The organism is Mesorhizobium sp. B3-2-1, assembly GCF_006439515.1.
GTDB lineage: Bacteria > Pseudomonadota > Alphaproteobacteria > Rhizobiales > Rhizobiaceae > Mesorhizobium.
Genome location: NZ_VFTI01000027.1, coordinates 33,235 through 55,053 on the forward strand (window position 1 = coordinate 33,235; position 21,819 = coordinate 55,053).

Below are 21,819 nucleotides of genomic sequence, written 5' to 3' on the forward strand. Positions count from 1 at the left end.
TCCATATGAACCGGAGAGATCGGCTGCGATACTGATCCAATGGATGACCAGACGCAAGTCCCACCTGCCGGTCCCGGCGCCACCAGGCCTGCCCTTGTAGGCCCCGACAGCCTAGTGACAAGACTACCGCCGCATCTCTGGTTCGCGGTCAGCGCGGTCTTCCACTATCTCGGGCCGGCCTTCGCCGTGCTGCTTTTCCCGCATGTCGGCGTGCTCGGCATGGCGTGGCTGCGCATTGCCAGCGCGGCGCTGATCTTCGCGCCGCTGACCCGCCCTTGGCGAACCTTCGCAAGAGCCGACTCCCGAACGCGGCTCCTGCTCATCGCCTTCGGCGCTTGCCTGGCGGTGATGAACTGCTCGTTCTACCTGGCGCTTGACCGCCTGCCGATCTCGCTGGTGGCGGCGATCGAATTCGTCGGCACCATCGCCATTGCGCTGGTCGGCCTCAGGACCGCCCGCAATCTCGCCGCTCTCGCTATCGCCGTCACCGGCACCTTGCTGTTGATTGACGTGAAGTGGTCAAGCGACCCCGTCGGGCTGTTCTGGGCCTTCCTCAACGGCGCGCTTTTTGTCGGTTACATCGTGCTTGGCCACCGTGTCGCTCGCGCGGGCGCCGGCGACGGGATCGCCGGCCTGGGGGCTGCCATGGCGGTCGCCTTCGTGGTCGTGCTCCCGATCGGCGTCAGCGACGCGTTGCCCGCCTTTTTCTCGCCGCCACTGCTCATCGCGGCCATCGGCGTCGGCATCTGTTCTTCGGTCATACCGTATGTCTGCGATCAACTCGCCATGTCTCGGTTGCCGCGCTCGAGTTTCGCACTGATGCTGTCGCTGCTGCCGGTCACCGCGACGCTGATCGGCGTCGTCGTGCTGCAGCAGATTCCAAGCCTCGGCGATTGCCTCGGCGTCGCGCTGGTCGTGGCCGGTGTTGCCTTCCACAAACCGGTGAGCGATCGCGCCTAGGCCAACTTCTGCTTGAGGAAGGCGATCGTCCTGCCCCAGGCGAGGTCGGCCGCCTTCTTGTCGTAGCGTGCCGCCGAGGTGTCGTTGTTGAAGGCATGGTTGGCGCCCTCATAGACATAGACCGTGTATTCGACATGCGCGGCGTCGAGTTCCTTCTTGAAGGCGTCGATGCCGGCGTTGGTGCGCTCGTCGAGGCCCGCATAATGCAGCAGCAGCGCAGCCTTGATCTTCGAGACGTCGGCGGCCTTCGGTTGCATGCCGTAATAGGCGACGCTGGCGGCGAGGTCGGGCGCATTGACGGCCAGCATGTTGGCCGTGCCGCCGCCCCAGCAGAAGCCGATGGCGCCGACCTTGCCATTGCCGTCCTTGTCGGCCTTGAGGAACGCGACCGTCGCCACGCCGTCGGCCACGGTCTGCGCCGGGTCGAGTTTCCCGAACATGTCGCGCGCCTTGTCCTCATCGGTGGGCGTGCCGCCGAGCGGCGACAGGAAATCAGGCGCAAGCGCCACGAAGCCCTCCAGCGCCACGCGCCGGGCGACGTCGCGGATATGCGGGTTGAGCCCCCTGTTTTCATGGATGACGATGACGGTGCCGAGCTTGCCGGTCTGGTTCGCCGGTTTGACCAGATACCCCTTCATCTCGCCGCCGCTGCCGGGATAGGTGATGTCCTCGCCTTTCACGCGGGGATCGTTTTCGGCCACGATCGCCGCCTGGGCGGAGTTCGCCGCCAGCATCGGCGCGATCGCTGCCGCCGCCGCGCTTGATCCGGCAAGCCTGGTCAACTGCCCCATGAAGCGGCGGCGGTCCAGGGTCAGATGCGTGTATTCGTCATAGGCGTCGATCATCGCCTGGGTGATGACAGGCTTGGCGGGTGTCGCGACGGCTGATTTCGTCATGGTACATTTCCTCGGCTTCGAATTTCGATATCCGAGCTAGATAGGGACGCGGCCGGGCGGGTCCAGCCCGGACGAGCGCTGCGGCGGGCATTGCCTGCAAGCCCGTGAAGCCGGCAACGCGCGCGTCCGTGTCATCACATTTTAGTCATCGGCGAGAAATCCTGCTGGCGCCGCCACGATGGTGAGGAAAACTGCCGGCGATCGATGGCGCGGTACCCGGCCTTCACGTCCCGGTCACATGTCCCGGTCACAAGGAGCGATGCCGATGACCATGCCTCCCCGATCCTCGCCGGTGCATTCGTCCTTGCCGCCGCGGCTGCCCTGGCGCTAGGCTCCATGGTCGTGCAGGCCGGCAGGCGGTCGATGGTCAGGGGCCGCAACCACCGCACGAACCAGAAAATCCAAGGCTGAGGTGAGACCATGAACATCCAGGATATCGTCAACACCGTCTCGCAGAAGGCGGGCCTCGACCAGGCAACGACTGAGAAAGTCGTCGGCACCATCTTCTCTGTGCTGGAGCATGAAGCCGAAGGCACCAGCGCATCTTCGTTTTTCGCCAAGATCCCCGGCGCCGACGACCTCGCGCACCAATATGACGTCATGGCCGCACCGGCCGGCGGCGGCGGCTTCCTGTCGTCGCTGCAAGGCGCGCTTGGCGGCGTTCTCGGAGAAAAGGCGGGCGCGCTGGTCAACGGCCTCGCCGCGCTCAAGGCCTCCGGCCTCGACATGGCGCAGATCCAGAAGGCCGGCGAGACGCTGGTCCAACAGGCCGAGGCCGCCGCCGGCCCCGATTTGACCAACCAGGTGCTCGGCTCGGTGCCTAGCCTGAAGAGCCATCTGGGGCTCGGCTAGAGCAATTCCAGGAAAAGTGCGTAGCGGTTTTCCGTCCGGAATTGCGTAAAAACAAAGAGTTAGAGCGGTTCGGCGATTCTATCAAGCGCTGAACCGCTCTAGAAGGGCACGGCCAACCGGCAGTCGCTGGCGGGAGGGCGTGCCGCATTGCGACGCTTTACTGACCATGGTTAGCGCCGCCCCTCATCCGGCTGCCGCCACCTTCTCCCCGTAAGGGACGGGGAGAAGAGGCAACTTCAGCGCTGCGCCATTCCTGCAACGCCGGCGATCGGCGAAGCCATCGATGACGCGTCCTTCTCCCCGTCCCTATACGGGGAGAAGTGCCCGGCAGGGCGATGAGGGGCGGCGCCAAAGTTGCCGGAATTGCAAACCTGGCGGATCACCCATCCATCCAGAATCTTGCCCCTATTTCGGCAGCGCGTAGGCCATCACATAGTCGCCCGGCTTGGTGCCAATCGAGCCGTGGCCGCCGGCGACGATGACCACGAACTGGCGCCCGTCCGCGACCGTATAGGTCATCGGCGTCGATTGCCCCCCGGCCGGCAGCCGCGCCCGCCAGAGCTGCTTGCCCGATGTCAGGTCGTAGGCGCGCAGATAGTCGTCGACGGCGGCACCCAGGAAGGCGACACCGCCGGCGGTGATCATCGGCCCGCCAATGCCGGGCACCCCGACCTTCAGCGGCAGCGGCAGCGGCGTCATGTCGTAGACGGTGCCGTTGCGGTGCTTGTAGGCAATCGTACCGGATCGAAGATCGACGCCGGCAACATAGCCCCAGGGCGGCGCCTGGCACGGAATGCCCAGCGGCGACAGGAACGGTCCCATCACCACCGCATAAGGTGCGCCTTCGTTGCGGTTCAGCCCCTGCTCGCTGCCCTTGGCGTCGCCCGGCGGCGGCACATCCGCGCGGGGGATCAGCGTGGATGTGAAGGCGAGATAGGTCGGCATGCCGAACATCACCTGCCGCACCGGATCGACCGCCACGCCACCCCAGTTGAAAGTGCCGAAATTGCCGGGATAGATCAGCGATCCCTGCAGCGAGGGCGGCGTGTAGCGGCCTTCATAGCGCAGTTTGTGGAGCGCGATCCGGCAGGCCAGCTGGTCGAACATGGTGATGCCCCACATATCGGCCTCGGTCAGCGGCGGCGGGTTGAAGGAAAGGTCGGACGCCGGCTGCGTCGGCGATGTGTGGTCGCCCTCGATGGCTCCCCCGGGCGCCGGGACTTCCTTGACCGGGATGACCGGCTCGCCGGTGCGCCGGTCGAGCACATAGAGGTCGCCCTGCTTGGTCGGCCCAACCAGCGCGGGCACCACGGAGCCGTCGGCCTTGGTGATGTCGATCAGGCTCGGCTGCGCCGGCACGTCCATGTCCCAGAGGTCATGGTGCACGGTCTGGCGCACCCATTTCAACTGCCCGGTGTTGAGGTCGAGCGCCGTGATCGACGAGGAGAATTTCTCGACATTGGCGCTGCGACCCGTGCCGAGCTGGTCCGGCGTCTGGTTACCGAGCGGCACGTAGAGCAGGCCGAGCTTCTCGTCGGCGCTCGGCGTCGACCACATGTTGGGCGAGTTGGCGGTGTAGGTCTGGCCGGCCGCCAGCGGCGTCGTCTGGTCCGGATTGCCGGAATCCCAGTTCCACAACAGCTTGCCGGTGCTCGCGTCGTAGGCGCGGATGACGCCGGACGGCTCCTGCGTCGAATAATTGTCGTTGACCGCGCCGCCGACGATGATCTTGCCGCCCGCGATCAGCGGCGCCGAAGTCGAGTAATAATAGCCCGACTTGGGATACGGCATGTTGGCCAACAGATTGAGCGTGCCGGCCTCGGCGAAAGCGGGGCAAACCTGCCCGTTGGCGGCGTCGAGCGCGATCAGCCGCGCATCCGAGGTCGGCAGGTAGACGCGTGCCGCGCAGGGCTGGCCGGCGGCGCCCGCGGCATCGGCATAGTAGGAGACGCCGCGGCAAGTCTGGTGCTGGCGATCCTTGTCGAGCTTGATCTTGGGATCGTAGCGCCACTTCTCCTTGCCGGTCGCCGCATCGACGGCGATGGCGAAATTGTGCGGCGTGCAGATATAGAGCGTGTCGCCAATTTTGAGCGGCGTCACCTGGTAGGTGGTCTCGCCGACATCGTCCGGTCCCTTCACGTCGCCGGTGCGGTAGATCCAGGCCGGCTTCAGGTCGGCGACGTTGTCCGGTGTGATCTGGTCGAGCGGCGAATAGCGCTGGCCGAACTGCGTGCGCCCGTAATAATGCCATTCGCCCGCCGGCACATCGCCGCCGAGATTGGCGTTGGGGATCACCTTGTCGGTATCGAGCGCGCCGGCGATGTCCTTCGGGTCCGCGGTCATCGAATAGCCGGCCACCGCCAGCGATGCCAGCACGGCAAGGATCAGAGGTGCGCGCCCGTCCGGGCCGGCAAGGCCGCGCCGCGCCCACGGCGTCAGCAGCCACAGCGCCACCAGCACGATGATGCCGCCGCGCGGGCCGAGCTCCCACCAGTCGAAGCCGGTTTCCCAGACCGCCCAGGCCAGCGTGCCGAGCACGATCGCCGCATAGAGCCAGAGCGCCGTGGAACGGCGCCGGTAGAGCAGCCAGGCGGTGATCAGGAAGGCGAGGCCGACAATGATGTAGTACCAGCTGCCGCCCAGCGAAGCCAACCAGATACCCCCGGCGCCAAGTGCCAGGCCGATGAGGAAGAGGATGAGGGAGGTGATGGTGACAGCCAAGATGATACTCCTTCGACTGTTGCGCGCATGGTGGCGGCCCTGGGCAACCCGGCATTGCGTGCCGCCCCCTACGCAACTTTCTCCCGACCGCCGCGCCTGTCAAGCGTAGGCCATGGGTCCGCGGCAGCAACCCTCGTTTGTTCACAACGCCGGCTGCCATGTCGCTCGACTGGCCGTATCAGGCACTTTACCGGAACAAAACGTAGACAGTTCTGGTCTTTCGCTGCCGAATCACTACATTCGGGGGCGATGTCCGGCTTTTCCGAAGACATGCCCTTTTTCGACGAACCCGATGCGCGGCCCACGGCCCCGTCGGGCATTGCCGCGCGCGCCATGGCTGCCCGCGGCGGCCAAAACAATGCGCCGGACTATCTCAGGGGGCTTAATCCCGAGCAGCGGCTGGCGGTGGAGACCACCGAAGGCGCGGTTCTGGTGCTGGCCGGCGCCGGCACCGGCAAGACCCGCGTGCTGACCACCCGCATCGCCCACATCCTTGCCACCGGCAAGGCCTTCCCGTCGCAGATCCTGGCCGTGACCTTCACCAACAAGGCCGCGCGCGAGATGAAGCAGCGCATCGGCATCCTGATCGGCGAAGGCAATGTCGAAGGCATGCCGTGGCTCGGCACCTTCCACTCGATCGGCGTGAAGCTGCTGCGCCGCCACGCCGAGCTTGCCGGCCTGAGATCCGACTTCACGATCCTCGACACCGACGACGTCGTGCGGCTGATCAAGCAGCTGATCCAGGCCGAGGGGCTGGACGACAAGCGCTGGCCGGCAAAGCAGTTCGCCCAGATGATCGACGGCTGGAAGAACAAGGGCCAGGGTCCGGCCGACATCGCCGAGGGCGATGCGCGCAGCTTCGCCAACGGCAAGGGCCGCGAGCTCTACAAGGCCTATCAGGAGCGCCTGCAGACGCTGAACGCCTGCGACTTCGGCGACCTGCTCTGCCACCCGATCCGCATCTTCCGCGCCAATCCCGATGTGCTGAAGGACTATCACCGGCGCTTCAAATACATCCTCGTCGACGAGTACCAGGACACCAATACCGCCCAGTACATGTGGCTGCGGCTTTTGGCGCAAAGGCCGCAAGGCAAGCCGATCTCCCCCCTTGAGGGGGAGATGTCCGGCAGGACAGAGGGGGGCGCCTCGCACCGACAGGCCGGCGGGCCAGCGCCCCCCTCTGTCGCCTCCGGCGACATCTCCCCCACATGGGGGGAGATTGGGCGCTCTTCGGCCGAAGCCCGCGCCACCGTAAACATCTGCTGCGTCGGCGACGACGACCAGTCGATCTATGGCTGGCGCGGTGCCGAGGTCGACAACATCCTGCGCTTCGACAAGGATTTTCCCGGCTCCACCATCATCCGGCTGGAGCGCAATTACCGCTCGACCGCGCACATACTGGGCGCCGCCTCCCACCTCATCGCCTATAATGAGGGCCGTTTCGGCAAGACGCTGTTCACTGACCGCAACGATCCGGAAGACGGCAAGGTCAACGTCCATGCCGCTTGGGATTCGGAGGAAGAAGCCCGCGCCATCGGCGAGACCATCGAGGCCTACCAGCGCCAGAAGCATAATTTGAACGACATGGCGATCCTCGTCCGCGCGTCCTTCCAGATGCGCGCCTTCGAGGAGCGCTTCACCACGCTCGGCCTCAACTACCGCGTCATCGGCGGCCCGCGTTTCTACGAGCGCATGGAAATCCGCGACGCGATGGCCTTCTTCCGCGTCGTCGCGCAAGGCGCCGACGACCTCGCCTTCGAGCGCATCGTCAACGTGCCGAAGCGCGGCCTGGGCGAAGCCACCATCCGCCAGATCCACGACACGGCCCGCGCCCTGCGCATCCCGATGCTGGAAGCCGCCGGCAATCTCGCCGAAAGCGACGAACTGAAGCCGAAGCCGCGCGCCGCGTTGCGCGAGGTGGCGGCCAATTTCGAGCGCTGGCAGAAGGCGCTGGAAACGACGCCGCACACCGAGCTCGCCGAGACCATTCTCGAAGAGAGCGGCTACACCGACATGTGGAAGAACGACCGTTCGGTCGAGGCGCCCGGCCGGCTGGAGAATCTGAAGGAACTGATTCGCTCCATGGAGCAGTACGAGTCGCTGCGCTCCTTCCTCGAACATGTCGCGCTGGTCATGGATGCCGAGCAGAACGCCGGACAAGACGCCGTTTCCATCATGACGCTGCACTCGGCCAAGGGCCTCGAATTCGAGACCGTTTTCCTGCCCGGCTGGGAGGAAGGCCTCTTTCCTCACCAGCGCGCGCTGGACGAAGGCGGCCGCTCCGGGCTCGAGGAAGAGCGGCGGCTCGCCTATGTCGGCCTGACGCGGGCCAAGAAGAACCTGCATATCTGGTTCGTCTCCAACCGCCTCATCCACGGCCTTTGGCAATCGACCATCCCGTCGCGCTTCCTCGAGGAACTGCCGGAAGCCCATGTCGAGGTCGCCGAAGCCGGCAATTCCTATGGCGGCTACGGCAATCCCTATGGCGGCGGCTCGTTCGCGTCCGGCCGTGGCGGCGGCCAGGGGGCTGGAAGACAGAACCCGTATGGCGCCTCGCGCTTCGACAATATCGGCGGCAATTCTGGCGGCGGTGAAAAATCCGGCGCCTTCTCAAACACCTATTCGACGCCGGGCTGGCAGCGCGCACAGGCCAACCGCACCGAGGCGACCGACCGCAATTGGGGCACGCGCTCGGGCCATCAGGTCGAACGCATCGGCTATGGCGAAACAGACTCCGGCTACGGCGCCGGCCGCACCAGCGTGAAGGGCCGCACCATCGACGGCGAACTGGTCGCCAAATCCGTCTCCGACACGCCGTCGGCCTTCAACGTCGGCGACCGCGTCTTCCACCAGAAATTCGGCAACGGCAATATTTCAGCCATCGAAGGCAACAAGCTGACCATCGACTTCGACAAGGCCGGCCAGAAGCGCGTGCTGGACGGGTTTGTGGTGGGGGTGTGAGTTGAATGCGGCTGGCCTCGCAAAGCTGGCTTTCCGCCTCAATCCACCTTCTTCTCGCCCTTCTCCCCAGCCTTCACGATATCCCCTGTCGTAAACAGGATTTCCTTCAGTTCCACGCGCCAGTCCGTCTTCTGGCGCAGCAGGAATTCGAGGTCCATGCCGAAATGCTTGAACTCCTCGCTCTGCGCGTTCTTCATGATCGCCTTGGCCTGCGGGTCCTTCTCCACCGACATGCGCTGTTCGTACCAGCTGATCGCTTCCGCCTCCTCGATCAGCGAGGTGATCATGCGGGCAAAGGTCCGCACTTGCTGCGACAGTTCTTCCGGCGGTTCGTGATACTGGTCGAAACCCATGTCGTCCTCCCTCAACGGCTCGCAAATGGAGCCAGGCATTGGCCCGCTTCCATGAATGCGTGGGAAGCGCCGCGGGTTCCGGGATCGCGGCCACAATTCTGGAACGGCGAGTAGGCAGGCTACTTTACGACACCGGCGCCGCACCGCCCTCTTCCGTGCGCCGCGCGATGAACGCGTCGAGCACGCCTGACGTGGCGGCGGCCGCAGCCGGCGCCTCGAAATCGGCGAGGATGCGCTTCCAGATGCCGGTGGCGCGTTCGGTCGCGTTCTTCGAGCCGCTTTGCGTCCAGTTGCCGAAATTCGACCAGTCGGCGACCAGCGGCTCGTAGAAGGCGGTGCGGTAGCGCGCCATGGTGTGGCCGGCCGAGAAGAAGTGGCCGCCCGGCTGCACTTCGGCGATCGCCTCGAAGCCTATTGCGTCGTCGTCGCCGGGGGTCGCGGCACAAAGCTCCGCGACGGTCTGCAGCGCCTCGATGTCGGTGACCAGCTTTTCCAGCGAGACGCTCAAGCCCCCTTCCAGCCAGCCGGCGGCATGGATGCAGACCGTGGCGCCCGACAGCACAGAGCCCCACAGCGCGAACTGCGTCTCGTGCGCGGCCTGCGCGTCCGAAATGTTGGCCGCGCTGCCACCGCCCGAGCGCCAGGGCAGACCGGTGAAGCGCGCCAACTGGCCGGCGCCCAGTGTGGCCTTGACGTGCTCCGGCGTGCCGAAGGCGGGTGCTCCGGATTTCATGTCGACATTGGAGGAGAAGGAACCGTAGACCACCGGCGCGCCCGGCCGAACGATCTGCGCCAGCGTCAGCCCGGCCAACGCTTCGGCATGCTGCAAGGTCAGGGCGCCGGCCACCGTGATCGGCGCCGTCGCGCCGGCCAGGCAGAACGGCGTGATGATCAGGACCTGGCCCGCCTTGGCGAAATCGATGATGCCTTGCGCCATCGGAATGTCGAGCTGGCGCGGCGAGTTGGTGTTGATGACGGTGTAGCAATGCGCGCCCGAGCAGAACTCGTCTTCGGACAGCCCGCGGGCCAGCCTGATCATCTCGAAACTGTCATCGACCTGCGGCGTGCCGCGCGCGAACACGAATGGGAATTTGTCCGACAGGGTCAGTTGCGCCCGATTGACGGCATAGTGGCGGAAGCGGTTGTCGATGTCCTGCGGCTCGATGCACGGCCCCAGCATGTGCAACACATCGAAATGCTGCACCAGCTTGATGAGCTCCTCGAAGGCGGCCAGCGTTCCGGGCCGCCGGCCGCGGTCGAGATCGGTGACGTTGGGTGCGCCGGAACCCGCAAGGAACGTCATCGAGCCCAGTTCGAGCGACAGATCGCGAGCACGCGCGCCTGCCTTGGCGTGGATCGATCGCGGTGCCGAGGCTAAGGCCGCCACCACCATGCCGCGGCCGATGCGCACCATGTCGGTGTCGGGATCGACCAGCGCGCCGGCGCGGGCAAGCACCTCGCGCGCCTCAGGCAACAGCACCTTGATGCCCAGTTCTTCCAGCACGCGCAGCGCCGTGTGGTGGATCGACGCCACCTGGTCGTCGGAAAAGATCGGCTGCGGCAGGAATGGATTCTTCAGCGACCGGTAATTGGGCTTGCGGTTTGATTCGCTGCCGGCCTCGCCCGTGCGTCCACGCCGGCGTTCGCGCCTGCTGTCTCGTGCCGCATCATCGATCATCGCAAGTTCCTCCTCATTGCCGCATCGCCTTGCCCTGGGGATCACAGGGCGAGGCCGCGATGACCCGCGCAGTCCGCTCGACGCCGACAATGTGCACGCAAAGCGCCGTCCCCTCCCCGGCGAAATCGTCGTCCACCAACGCCAGCGCGACGCCCTTGCCGATCGTGTAGCCAAATCCGCCCGAGGTGACGAAGCCGACGCGGCGGCTTCAAGGCTTCTCCCCGGTCAGTTCGAAGCCGGCACCCTATATGCACTAGACATAGGTGTCCAGTAAGCTGGCGGAGCGGCATCGCGCACTGTCACGCAAGCATCATGTTCACGCCTTAGATCGCTTTCGGGGAGGCACGCACGGCACCGTCGAGGCGGCACCTCTTTCCGTTTTTGTCCTTCGGCCGCTCCGGCATGCTTCGTCACAAAGAGGATTGTCCATGAAACACCTGCACCGAACCGCCTCGCTCGGCGTCGCGCTGGCCTTGTTCACCGCCCTCACCCCGGCGCTTGCCGACGGCATGGCTTACATCAACAAGGGCCTGGTCGGCGTCGGCCGCATGCCGGCCGACCAGCGCGACAAGTTCGGCGAGACCTTTGGCTCCGCCTCCGGCATGGCGATCGACACATCAGGCTGGACGCATGAAGCGGGTACCTACAAGGGGTCGCTCTGGCTCCTGCCCGACCGTGGCTACAACGTCGGCGGCACCACCGACTATCGCCCGCGCCTCAACGCCGTCGGCATCGAATTCACGCCTGTCGCGCCCGACGCCGCTCCCGCCGCCGGCCAGGGGCAGACGGGCGTCAAGGCGACGCTTGCCGACACGATACTGCTCACCGATGACAAGGGCGTCGATGCCACCGGCCTCGATCCATTGTCGGATGTACGCGCCGCGGCCGGCGACATGCCGATGCTGCCCGTCGCCACCAACGGCAAGCTCGCTCTCGACAACGAGGCCATCGCGCGGCTGCCCGACGGTTCGATGTTCATCTCCGACGAGTACGGCCCCAACATCTACAGGTTCTCCGCGCAAGGCCGCCTGATGTCGGCGACCCAGCCGCCGGCGGCCCTTGTGCCGATGCGCAAGGGAGCGCCGAACTTCTCCTCCGACAATCCCGGCCCGGGTGCCGCCGACCCTGATCCGAAGGATCCCGACACCGGCCGCCAGAACAACCAGGGCCTCGAAGGCATGGCGATGACGCCGGACGGCAAATTCCTGATCGCCGTGCTGCAGTCGGCGCCGAGGCAGGACGGCGGCGATTCCCCAGCGACGCGGCAGAACACCCGGGCGCTGGTCTACGATGCCTCCGACCTCGCCCATCTGAAGCTCGCGCATGAATATGTCGTGCCGCTGCCGGTGTTTAGGGATGCCAAGGGCAAGACCAAGGTCGCCGCGCAGAGCGAGATCATGGCGCTTTCGGACACGTCCTTCCTGATGCTGGCGCGCGACAGCGGCAACGGCCAGGGCCTGAAGAAGGGTGACGCTTCGCTCTACCGCCAGATCAACATCGTCGACGTGTCCGGCGCGACCGACATCGCGGGCGGCCCCTTCGACGCGGCCGACAAGCCGGTGGCGCCCAAGGGCGTGCTTGATCCCTCGGTGACGCCGGCCAAGCTGACGCCGTTCATCGATATAAACGACGCCGCGCAGCTTGGCCGCTTCGGCCTGCACAATGGTGGGGCGAAGGACCGCAACGAGCTTTCGGAAAAGTGGGAAGCGATGTCGGTTGCCAGCGTCCTCGACCCGAAGCTGCCCGACGACTATTTCCTGTTCGTCGCCAACGACAATGACTTCCTCGCCCAGGACGGCTTCCAGGTCGGCGCGCCCTACAAGGCCGATGACGGCGCCGATGTCGACACCATGTTCCTGGTCTATCAGGTCACGCTGCCCGGCCTCGGCAAGAAGTAACGATCACTGCACAAGCGGGCGCGCGCCTGGCGTGCCCGCTTGTGCAGGTTGTGAAGGCTTGCTTCAAGAACTCCGCATCCTTTGGCACGCCCGCATCGATTGGCTCGGCCGTCCTGCTCGATGACCTTGCCGGCAGCCGACACCGCGCACGAAGCTCCCCGCCCCCGCATCGACCTGTTCGGTTGAATCATGCGATCATCGCGCACCGGACTCGAGATAGGCCTTATCGCCCATGGACGAAAAAATGCCCGCGCGTCGGCGCACCGGCGACCTGACCAGCGGCCCGATCCCACGCACGCTGCTGCTCTTCGCCTTGCCGGTGCTCGGCTCCAACGTGCTGCAATCGCTGAACGGCTCGGTCAATGCCGTCTGGGTGGGCCGCTTCCTCGGCGACTCGGCGCTGACCGCGACATCCAACGCCAACCTCGTTCTGTTCCTGATCCTCGGCACTGTGTTCGGCATCGGCATGGCGGCAACCATCCTGGTGGCGCAGTCGGTCGGCGCTCGCGACCTGCCCGAGGCGCGCCGCATCGTCGGCACCAGCGCCACTTTCTTCTTCCTCGTTTCGGTGGTCTTCGCGGTCTGCGGCTGGATCTGGGTCGATGCCATCCTGGGCGCACTTGGCACGCCGGCCGACGCCTTGGCGCTCGCGCACTCCTACCTGCGCATCATCTTCGTCGCCGTGCCGATGATGAACCTTCTGTCCTTCGTCATGACCGTGCTGCGCGGCGCCGGCGATTCACGCACGCCCTTCATCTTCATGGCACTGGCGGTCGTTCTCGACATCGCGCTCAATCCCTTGCTCATCCGCGGCATCGGCCCGTTTCCCGAACTCGGCATCGCCGGTTCCGCCACCTCGACGCTGATCGGTCAGACCGTCAGTGTCATCGCCATCCTCGTCGTGCTCTACACGCGCAAGCATCCGTTGCGGCTGGCCGGCGCCAATCTCGTCCTGCTGCGCCCGGATCCGGCGCTGCTGCGCATCGTCGTCTTCAAGGGCGTGCCGATGGGTCTGCAGATGATCGTCATCTCGGCGGCGGCACTGACGGTCATGGGCATCGTCAACTCGTACGGTTCGCAGGTCGCCGCCGCCTACGGCATCGCCGCGCAGCTCTGGACCTACATCCAGATGCCGGCGCTCGCGATCGGCGCCGCGGTCTCTTCCATGGCGGCCCAGAATGTCGGTGCCGGCCGCTGGGACCGGATCGGCCGCGTTGCCGCTTCCGGCGTCGGCTTCAACCTCGTCCTGACCGGCGCTCTCGTCGCGCTGCTATGGGTCTTCGACCGCTCGATCCTGAGCTTGTTCCTGAGCAGTGACAGCGCAGCGATCGACATTGCCGCCCACATCAACACGGTCGCGTCCTGGTCGTTCATCCTGTTCGGCATCACCATCGTGCTGTTCGCCACCGTGCGCGCCACGGGGGCCGTGATGCCGCCGCTGATCATCCTGGTGATCTCGGTGCTCATCGTGCGCACCGGCTTTGCCTATTACATGCGCGGCGTGATCGGCGAAGAGGCGCTGTGGTGGAGTTTCCCGGCCGGTTCGATCGCCTCGCTGGCCCTGGCCGCGTCCTACTACCGCTTCGGCGGCTGGCGCACCTTGCACATGATCGAGAACAGGCCGGCGGCCGGAGAACCGCCCGACACCGGGCTCGGCGTGCCGCGCCAGCGCGCGAACATGGCACCTGAAACGCCGAACGGCTGAAACACGCCTGCCGGCGCGGCGGTCTCAGCGCCTTTGTCTGAGCCCGAAGGCGAGCGCCACCAGCGCGAACACGATGATCATGGCCGCGAAGGCCAGGCTCGCGGCGACAGGGCTTGCATAGGTCGACACGACGCCGATGCCGATGACAGGCAAGGCGTTGCCGACAAAGCAGCAGACGAAGAAGCTGGATACGACCTCGGCACGGCGGTCCTGCGGCGCGATCTCGTTCACCACCTGCAGGCCGCCTCGGTAGCCGAGTGCGGCCACGACACCGCAGCAGGCCGTCGCCACGATCATCAGCGCCATCGAGGCCAGAATCTGCGCCGCCACCACCAGCAGCACGCTCGGGATCATCAAGGCCAGGGCGGCCAGCATCGCCTTGCTGCTCTGCACGCGCATCAGCACCACGATGCTGGCCGCCGCGACGATCGCCAGTTCAAAGAACAGTGCGCCGGCAACGGCATGGTTCGTTTCGTGCAGCTGCTGCGCCAGGATGCTCGGCGCCACCGCGGCATAGAAGCCGACCAACGCCATCGCGCCGAAACCGGTCACCGCCGGCGCGACGAAGCGCGTGCGTATCTTCTGGGGTACGGATAGGCGCGGCCGCATCGAAATCCGACCGAGGCCACCCGGCTTGGCCACCGTTTCACGGGTGCGCCAGACCAGGACCGCCACCACCGCGAGTGCCATGAGATAGATGATGAAGACCAGCCGCAGGGGCCAGGGCTCGTATTGAGCCAACAGTCCCGATATCAGCGACCCGAAACCGAGACCGAGGAAATTGGTGCCGGTGGTGATGACGCTGGCACGCGATTTGTCGGCGGCGGGGAGAAGCTCGGCAATCCAGGCAGTCCCGGTCCCCGCACCGATGCCGATGCCAAGTCCGCTCAGGATGCGCGCCACGTCGAGCGAGACGACATTCCCGGCGAACAGGAAGATAAGCGCGCTGACAATGGCCACGATCATCGCCGCCAGCGCTGCGGGTCGGCGTCCGAGCACATCCGACACGCCACCGAACACCAGCAAGGCGCCGAGATTGCCGACAACATAGACCGCGTAGATCAGCGTCAAGGTGATCTGCGAAAAGCCGAATTGCTGCTTGTAGATGATATAGAGGGGCGTCAGCGCCGTGCTGCCGGCAAACAGCACCGCGATCATCGCCGCGACAGTCGGGATCGCGAGGACGTTGCCGGCCTCGTTCTGAGTTTGCGCCAAATCACGAAAGGCCATCGCCAACCTCGTCACCAGTTTCAGGGATCGCGAGGTTAACGCACCCTTACCGCCGGCGTTCCAGTGAACGGCCAGGCTCCTGACACCACGGTGGGCCTTGCCCGATCAGGCAAGCCGATGATCTCACAATTGCGGATCGGGGCCAGCGGCCCCGATCCATCACGGCATCCCTTGTGCCGTATCAAATGCAATCAGTCCTACTTGCAGGAAACCGGGCCTATTGTTGAGGAATTTTCCTCGCACTGTTTATCGGCGCCCCAACATCCGCTAACGATTTACTATCTTTCAGCAATTCATCGCGGACCGGGTTTTGATCATGGGCAAAGGCAGGGTCGAGGCATTCACCGACGGCGTGGTGGCGATCATCATCACCATCATGGTGCTGGACCTGAAGGTGCCGGAAGGCGAGGATTTTTCGGCGCTGCTGCCGCAGTGGCCGGTTTTTCTATGCTACGTGCTTTCCTTCATCAATGTCGGCATCTACTGGAACAATCTGCACAACATGTTCCACACCGTGCAACGTGTCGACGGCCACGTGCTGTGGGCGAACCTGCATCTGTTGTTCTGGCTATCCCTGATGCCAGTGACGACCGCCTTCATGGGCGAGAATCATTTCGCCACCGTTCCCGTCGCGGTCTACGGTTTCGACCTTGCAATGTGTGCGACCGCCTACAGCATCCTGGTCATTGCGCTGCATCGGCTGCATGGGCCGGATACCGCATTCGCCAAGGCCATCGGCCGCGACCGCAAGGGAAGGATTTCGCTCGCCGTCTACATAGCCGCCGTTGGGCTGACATTCCTCGACAGGTGGATCGGCGTCGCGCTCTATGTTGCCGTCGCCTTGGTCTGGCTGGTGCCGGACACGCGCTTTGCACGGGTCCTGGAGAAGTAATTCTATTTACGCATTGCCTTCAGCTTTTCCGCCACCGAAGCGGCAAGATCGGCATAGCGCTCTTCCAGCCGCTCCGCCGCCTTGATGATCGAGAAATCATGGCCGAACTTCTCCAGAGCCATGCGCAGTTTCTCGACGAATTCCGCTTGCTTTTCCAATTCGGAGAACAAGGTTTTCACCTGAGCTTCGCTGATGTCCGGGTTGGCCAGCATCTGCGGCACCTCGCGCCCCATCTGGTCGCCGGTGGCGGTCTGCTCCTTCAGAATTGCAACCCAATCCGTCAATCGGAAATCTCCCTTTTGGCGTCGCAGCATGCGCAGCCACGACCGGAGTGGTCAACCCGACAAGCCTGACGGAGGCTTGCACAAGCCCGTTCCGGCGCTAAGTTCGGCGCCATCGAAAAAGGAAGCCATCGCAGATGATCCCCGACGCCGAGATCCAGACCGCCCTGCCAGCGCTTGGCCAAGGCAATACCGCCGTCATCACCGGCGCCGCCAGCGGCATTGGCCTTGCGGCGGCCAAACGGCTGGCGCTGATGGGCATGAAGATCGTGCTCGCCGACATTGGCGGCCCGCGCCTCGACGATGCTTCTCGAGCCGTTTCCGCGATCGCCGGCGACGACGCCGTGCTTGCCGTTGCATCGGACGTTTCGAAGGCCGATGAGGTGGACCGCCTCACCGACCGGGCATTCGGCGCCTTCGGCGAGGTCTCGCTGCTGATGAACAATGCCGGCGTCGGCGACAACCCGGGAAAACCCTGGGAAAACCGCGACGGCTGGAAACGGCTGCTCGATATCAATTTCTGGGGCGTCGTGCATGGCGTAGAAGCCTTCACGCCGCGCATGCTGGCGTCAGCCAAGCCGGGCCTCATCGTCAACACCGGTTCAAAGCAAGGCATAACCACACCGCCCGGCAACCTCGCCTACAACGTTTCCAAGGCCGGCGTGAAGACCTTTACCGAGGGCCTGGCGCATGCGCTGCGCAAAGAGCCCGGCGCCCGCCTGTCGGCGCATCTGCTCATCCCCGGCTTCACCTATACCGGCCTGACCGAAGGCGCGACGGAAAAGCCCGCCAGCGCCTGGACCGGTGAGCAGGTCATTGATTTCATGCTGGAATCGCTGGTCAGGGGTGACTTCTACATCCTGTGTCCCGACAATGAGGTGGCGCGGCCACTGGACGAAAAGCGCATGGCCTGGGCGATCGGCGACATCATCGAAAACCGTCCTGCTCTGTCGCGCTGGCATCCCGACCACAAGGATGCATTCGCGGCGTTCATGAAAGACTGAGCCTCAAGCCGCGCTCTTTTTCGCGCCCCGCTTCTGGGCAACCGCCTTCTTGGCCGCCATGGTCGCGACTTTCTCGTCATGCCGCTTCGCCGCCCGCTCGCATTTGGCGCGGATCTCCTGGACCTCGGCTTCAGTCAGGTGCTCGATGCCGATGAAGGTGTTTTTGGCCGCGCCGACCCGTATCAGCTCGTCGAGCTTGGCCTGGATCGCCGCGCCGTCGCGATTCTGGGTGTTTTGAATGAGAAACACCATCAGGAAGGTGATGATGGTCGTGCCGGTGTTGATCACCAGTTGCCAGGTGTCCGAGAAGGCGAAGAGTGGCCCGCTTACTCCCCAGACGACGACGATCAGGCAGCAGACTGCGAATGTCGGCGACAGGCCAGCAAGGTGAGCTACCCGGTTGGCGATTTTGGTGAAAAGCTTCTCGATCATGGGCTCCCTCAAAACAGCGCCGCGCCGTTCGGTACGCCGGAAGAAACAACCGGCAGCCATTCGGGTTCCCGCGCGCAAAAAATACAACCGATGCAATTAAATGCACGCGGCGCGCGCATTCGGCACAAAACACACCTTATCGGTTCAATGTCATGGTAGCCGCGCAGGCAAGAGCCTGTTCCTTCCGCTTCACGGCGGTTTACCTCCAGCCCCTTCCGCCGCGCCACCCCCGCCTGGCGGAAGGGGTTTCATTTCGGAGAGCGCGAAGAACAGTTCCCTGCGGAGCTCAAACGGCGTCGTTTTCCCAGCGGTCGAGGAAGGCCTCGATCGGCATTGCCTGCATGTCGGGAACCGCTTTGGCGAGTTTCTCGACCGGCCAGTCCCACCAGGCGAGAGCCTCGATCCGGGCCGCGACGGCCACGGGGAAGCGCGCCCTGATCGGCTTCGCCGGCACGCCGGCGACGATCGTGTAGGACGGCACGTCCCGCGTCACCACCGCATTGGCGCCAATGACCGCGCCGTTGCCGATGGTGATGCCAGGCAAGATGACCGCGCCGTGGCCGATCCAGACATCATGGCCGATGGTCACGGCCTTCGACCGCCGCCGCTCCCGGAACGCGGCATCGACGCCCAGCCAGCGGAAATATTCGTTCGGCCGATAGCTGACCTTGTGCTGGGTCAACCGCTCGATCGGATGCTCCAGCGCATTGATGCGGCTGTTGGCGGCGATGGAGCAGAATTTGCCGATCGTCGTATAGATCGCCTCGGCATGGCGTTCGAAATAGGAGAAATCGCCGACGATAACCTCGCGCAGCACGACGCGTTCGCCGATCGCGGCATAGCGGCCAAGCTTGCAGCCCTTCATCTCCGCGGTAGGATGGATACGCGGCTCGGGGTCTTTCGCAACGAGATCTTCGGAACGGTCCATGCCGGCGGCTTTACGTCAGAGCGATTGGTCCCGCAAGCGGGGCTCCCAGCGCGTAGGTGCACCTCAAGTTACAGAGCCCAGTCGATCGGCTGCGACGCTGACGCATTCGTCGCAAATAAAGGAGACCTTTTCAGCTACAAACCGCCTCTTTCCATCATTCTGGAACTTACATACCGAGCACGCGAAAATCATAGAGCTTTGTGTCCCAAATAGGCAAAGGGCGCCCTTGGATGCAGGGGCAATACATTTCTCGCATGTGTATCTGGCAAGACCGGCAACGAACTTTCTGGCGTCGCCGTATTTCGCACCGCAGAAGTCACATGCAATCGCCTGAGGAAGGTTCCGGGGCGGCGGGGAAATCATCAGGTCTCTCCTCAAGCATGTCGTAGAGCCAGCTTCTATCTTCAACTCAGTGGTGCCCCTAGCCGGGGCCAATCGTCTATCTATTTCGGCTTGGCATTGCTCCACACCACGTTCTGGCCGTAGAGCGGCACCGTCGTAACCGACATCTTGGCCGAGCCGTTCTGCACCTGGCGCGAGTGCGACAGATAAATCAGCGTCTCGCTCTTCTTGTCGTAGATGCGGTTCACCACCTGTTTCTTCCAGATCAGGCTGAGGCCTTGCTTGAACACCTCCTCGCCGCTCTCGCTCATGTCGATGTCGCCGATGGTGATCGGCCCGGTCTGACGGCACGAGATCGAGGAATCGCTGGGATCTTCGAACCAATTGCCCTTGTGCAGGCGGTCGATGATGCTTCGGTCGAAATAGGCGACATGGCAGGTCACACCATCCACCTTCGGGTCCTTGATCGCGTCGATGATGATGTCGTTGCCGACCCAGTCGACGCCGACCTTGCCGACTTCCTCGGCAACGGCGCTACCGGCGCCAAGCACGACAAATGCCGCCAACGCGCCGCCGATCAGTTTCCGCGCAGTCATTTCGAGCCCAATCAGTTCGAGCAAAGAAGCCTCCTCGGTTCGAGTTGCCGGTCTCAGGTGGGGCGAACTGTTCGGCTTTGCAAGCAGATGCGTCAACACCACAGCCGGTTGCGTCAACGCGGCATCTTTGCGTGTACCCTGTCGAACCGCTAAGACTGTGGCCGAACAAGAGGCGCACCGTTTTGGCCGGCGCGTCCCATGACATTACAGACGGACATTTCTGATGATGCGTTCTATCCTGGTCGGCATTCTCGTCCTGATGGCGGCCGGCATCGGCTGGCTGACCTTCGACTGGTATCGCGGCCACTATGGCGGCGAGCCTTTCGGCGCGGCGTTCACCCTGGTCGACCAGAAAGGCGCACCGATCACCGAGGCCGCTTTCCGGGGACAGCCCAGCGTCGTTTTCTTCGGCTTCACCCATTGCCCCGAAGTCTGCCCGACCACGCTGTTCGAACTCGCCGGTTGGCTGAAGACGCTCGGCGACAACGGCAAGAACCTGCACGCCTATTTCGTCTCGGTCGATCCGGAACGTGACACGCCGCAGGTGATGAACGCCTATGTCAGCAATTTCTCCGACCGCATCACCGGCATCACCGGCGACCCGGACAAGGTCCATGCCATGGCCAAGGCGTTCGGCATCTATTGGAAGAAAGTCGACACCGGCGACGGTGATTACACCATGGACCACACCGCCTCGGTGCTGCTGCTCAACGCCAAGGGCGACTTTGCCGGCACGATCGCCTATGGCGAGAGCGCCGACACCGCCGTCGAGAAGCTGAAGCGCCTCGCCGCGAACGGCTGACAAAATTCACATGACCCAGACGCGGCTCCACTTCACCACCGGAAAGATCGAGGCGGAGCGCATCTTCGCGGCGCTCGAAACGGCCTTCGAGGATGAAGGCCTGCCGATCGCCGTGCTGGAGGTCGACGAAGACGCCGACATCCACGAGGTCTCGCTCTACGCCGATGGCGACGTCGACGCCGTCGAGGCGCGGCTGAAGGACACTCTCGCCGGCCTGGCTTTGTCGAGACCGGTCGAGCGCGAGGCGCTGCCCGACATCGACTGGGTGGCACGTTCGCTGGAAGGCCTGAAGCCTGTGCGCGCCGGCCGTTTCTTCGTCCATGGCGCGCATGACAGCAGGAAGCGCCACAGCGGCGAACTGGCCATAGAGATCGAGGCGGGTCTTGCCTTCGGCACCGGCCATCACGGCACCACCGCCGGATGCCTCGAAATGCTGGAGAAAGTCGTGCGGCGCGAGCGTCCGCGCAACGCGCTCGACCTCGGCACCGGCAGCGCGGTGCTGGCGATCGCCGTCGCCAAGCTGGCGCATATTCCGGTTCTGGCCACCGACATCGATCCGGTGGCGGTCAAGGTCGCCGCCGCCAATGCGCGGCTGAACCACGTCAAAGGCCTGATCGAGACGGTGACAGCGCCGGGCTTTCATCACCCGATCTTCGCCAGGCGCTCACCCTTCGACCTCATCGTCGCCAACATATTGGCGCGGCCGCTGATGCGGCTGGCGCCGCAAATGGCGGGCCACATCACGCTTGGCGGTTCGATCGTGCTGTCTGGGATTCTCGATCGCCAGCGCGACGCGGTCATCTCGGCCTATGTCGGCCAGAATTTCCGCCACGTCAGTACCTTGCATCGCGAGGGCTGGGTGACGATCCACCTCAAACATTGACGTTGCGCGGCAGCGATATCTTGTTCCGACCTAAATCGGGCAAAGCGACGGAGTTGGACATGCGGTCACAGTCGACAGCTTCTCGCGCCTCACAAGTTTCGGCCGTTCATATGTCCTCTTCATGAAAACCCCCGTTGTCCCTCAAGTGACAAGTTTGCCTTGCGCCGGCAAAGACAGTCAACCGGCGACTAAATTAGGGTGAACTTAACCCACAGGTGTTGCCGATTGGCTATGGACATGAGCGCTTCTGACGTCGAGAAAATGACTTCTAGCACCAGCTTGGCACGGAATCCGACCTCGGTCAGATCGTCCGCTCGCCTCAGCCTTCCGGCATGGCTGGACCAAGCGCGATCGGTTGTCAGCCGGGCGACGCTGTAGCAGTTTGCGGCGGCTGGAAATCGATTC

General features: G+C 64.4%; 18 protein-coding genes and 1 pseudogene. 9 read left to right on the top strand and 10 right to left on the bottom strand.

The genetic code is table 11. The features are described 5' to 3' along the window. Positions 1-39: 39 nt before the first annotated feature. Positions 40-960, top strand: a complete 921-nt coding sequence (locus FJW08_RS24380; RefSeq protein WP_140812618.1) for a DMT family transporter — start codon at positions 40-42, stop codon at positions 958-960. Here FJW08_RS24380 and FJW08_RS24385 read toward each other — a convergent pair. Continuing rightward, on the bottom strand, positions 957-1,856 hold the full coding sequence (locus tag FJW08_RS24385) for a dienelactone hydrolase family protein (RefSeq protein ID WP_140812619.1): 900 nt from the start codon (positions 1,854-1,856) through the stop codon (positions 957-959). The genes FJW08_RS24380 and FJW08_RS24385 overlap by 4 nt on opposite strands. Before the next feature lie 420 nt (positions 1,857-2,276). Here FJW08_RS24385 and FJW08_RS24395 point away from each other — a divergent pair, with 420 nt between their 5' ends. After that, positions 2,277-2,708 (top strand): hypothetical protein, encoded by a 432-nt coding sequence (locus FJW08_RS24395; protein ID WP_140758129.1) that lies wholly within the window; start codon positions 2,277-2,279, stop codon positions 2,706-2,708. A 405-nt stretch (positions 2,709-3,113) separates the two neighbouring features. On the opposite strand, the gene FJW08_RS24405 is transcribed toward FJW08_RS24395, so the two are convergent. Beyond that, a complete protein-coding gene (locus FJW08_RS24405) occupies positions 3,114-5,429 on the bottom strand; it encodes a glucose/quinate/shikimate family membrane-bound PQQ-dependent dehydrogenase (RefSeq protein WP_140812621.1) in 2,316 nt (771 codons plus the stop codon). A gap of 249 nt (positions 5,430-5,678) precedes the next feature. On the opposite strand from FJW08_RS24405, the gene FJW08_RS24410 reads away from it, so the two are divergent. Beyond that, entirely contained in the window at positions 5,679-8,390 is a 2,712-nt protein-coding gene (locus FJW08_RS24410) for a UvrD-helicase domain-containing protein (RefSeq protein WP_140812622.1), read from the top strand. Positions 8,391-8,428: 38 nt separating this feature from the next. Here the strand turns inward: FJW08_RS24410 and FJW08_RS24415 are convergent, their stop codons facing one another. The 3 genes and pseudogenes from FJW08_RS24415 to FJW08_RS24425 all read right to left on the bottom strand — a co-directional run. Then, complete coding sequence (locus FJW08_RS24415; RefSeq protein ID WP_140758180.1) at positions 8,429-8,743, bottom strand: hypothetical protein; 315 nt, start codon at positions 8,741-8,743, stop codon at positions 8,429-8,431. Between the two features lie 124 nt (positions 8,744-8,867). Further along, positions 8,868-10,421, bottom strand: coding sequence for a trimethylamine methyltransferase family protein (locus FJW08_RS24420; RefSeq protein WP_140812623.1), 1,554 nt, complete (start codon positions 10,419-10,421; stop codon positions 8,868-8,870). 13 nt (positions 10,422-10,434) lie between these two features. After that, positions 10,435-10,626 (bottom strand): annotated as a pseudogene (locus FJW08_RS24425) (glycine cleavage T C-terminal barrel domain-containing protein); the annotation flags it as partial. Positions 10,627-10,849: 223 nt separating this feature from the next. Here FJW08_RS24425 and FJW08_RS24430 point away from each other — a divergent pair. Further along, the gene (locus tag FJW08_RS24430) at positions 10,850-12,319 is read left to right on the top strand and encodes an esterase-like activity of phytase family protein (RefSeq protein WP_140812624.1); all 1,470 of its coding nucleotides are present in this window, start codon (positions 10,850-10,852) and stop codon (positions 12,317-12,319) included. A gap of 244 nt (positions 12,320-12,563) precedes the next feature. Continuing rightward, positions 12,564-14,024 (top strand): MATE family efflux transporter, encoded by a 1,461-nt coding sequence (locus FJW08_RS24435; protein ID WP_246682531.1) that lies wholly within the window; start codon positions 12,564-12,566, stop codon positions 14,022-14,024. 24 nt (positions 14,025-14,048) lie between these two features. Here FJW08_RS24435 and FJW08_RS24440 read toward each other — a convergent pair whose 3' ends face one another. After that, positions 14,049-15,254, bottom strand: coding sequence for an MFS transporter (locus tag FJW08_RS24440; RefSeq protein WP_140812626.1), 1,206 nt, complete (start codon positions 15,252-15,254; stop codon positions 14,049-14,051). A gap of 316 nt (positions 15,255-15,570) precedes the next feature. Between FJW08_RS24440 and FJW08_RS24445 the strand changes: the two genes are divergently transcribed. After that, positions 15,571-16,146, top strand: coding sequence for a TMEM175 family protein (locus FJW08_RS24445; RefSeq protein ID WP_140812627.1), 576 nt, complete (start codon positions 15,571-15,573; stop codon positions 16,144-16,146). Positions 16,147-16,148: 2 nt separating this feature from the next. Here the strand turns inward: FJW08_RS24445 and FJW08_RS24450 are convergent, their stop codons facing one another. Continuing rightward, positions 16,149-16,430, bottom strand: coding sequence for a hypothetical protein (locus FJW08_RS24450; protein ID WP_140758137.1), 282 nt, complete (start codon positions 16,428-16,430; stop codon positions 16,149-16,151). A gap of 134 nt (positions 16,431-16,564) precedes the next feature. Here FJW08_RS24450 and FJW08_RS24455 point away from each other — a divergent pair, with 134 nt between their 5' ends. After that, complete coding sequence (locus tag FJW08_RS24455; RefSeq protein WP_140812628.1) at positions 16,565-17,431, top strand: SDR family NAD(P)-dependent oxidoreductase; 867 nt, start codon at positions 16,565-16,567, stop codon at positions 17,429-17,431. A 3-nt stretch (positions 17,432-17,434) separates the two neighbouring features. Here FJW08_RS24455 and FJW08_RS24460 read toward each other — a convergent pair whose 3' ends face one another. The 3 genes from FJW08_RS24460 to FJW08_RS24470 form a co-directional block, all read right to left on the bottom strand. After that, positions 17,435-17,863 carry a low affinity iron permease family protein gene (locus FJW08_RS24460; protein ID WP_181183037.1) on the bottom strand — a complete coding sequence of 143 codons (429 nt, stop codon included), beginning with the start codon at positions 17,861-17,863 and terminating at the stop codon, positions 17,435-17,437. 286 nt (positions 17,864-18,149) lie between these two features. Beyond that, positions 18,150-18,791, bottom strand: a complete 642-nt coding sequence (locus FJW08_RS24465; RefSeq protein ID WP_140812629.1) for a DapH/DapD/GlmU-related protein — start codon at positions 18,789-18,791, stop codon at positions 18,150-18,152. A gap of 443 nt (positions 18,792-19,234) precedes the next feature. Then, positions 19,235-19,753, bottom strand: a complete 519-nt coding sequence (locus FJW08_RS24470) for a CreA family protein (RefSeq protein ID WP_246682533.1) — start codon at positions 19,751-19,753, stop codon at positions 19,235-19,237. Positions 19,754-19,952: 199 nt separating this feature from the next. Here FJW08_RS24470 and FJW08_RS24475 point away from each other — a divergent pair, with 199 nt between their 5' ends. Both FJW08_RS24475 and FJW08_RS24480 read left to right on the top strand, forming a co-directional pair. Next, positions 19,953-20,531: an SCO family protein gene (locus FJW08_RS24475; protein WP_140758141.1), complete on the top strand. Its 579-nt coding sequence runs from the start codon at positions 19,953-19,955 to the stop codon at positions 20,529-20,531. Positions 20,532-20,541: 10 nt separating this feature from the next. Then, complete coding sequence (locus tag FJW08_RS24480) at positions 20,542-21,414, top strand: 50S ribosomal protein L11 methyltransferase (RefSeq protein ID WP_140812630.1); 873 nt, start codon at positions 20,542-20,544, stop codon at positions 21,412-21,414. The last annotated feature ends 405 nt before the right edge of the window (positions 21,415-21,819 follow it).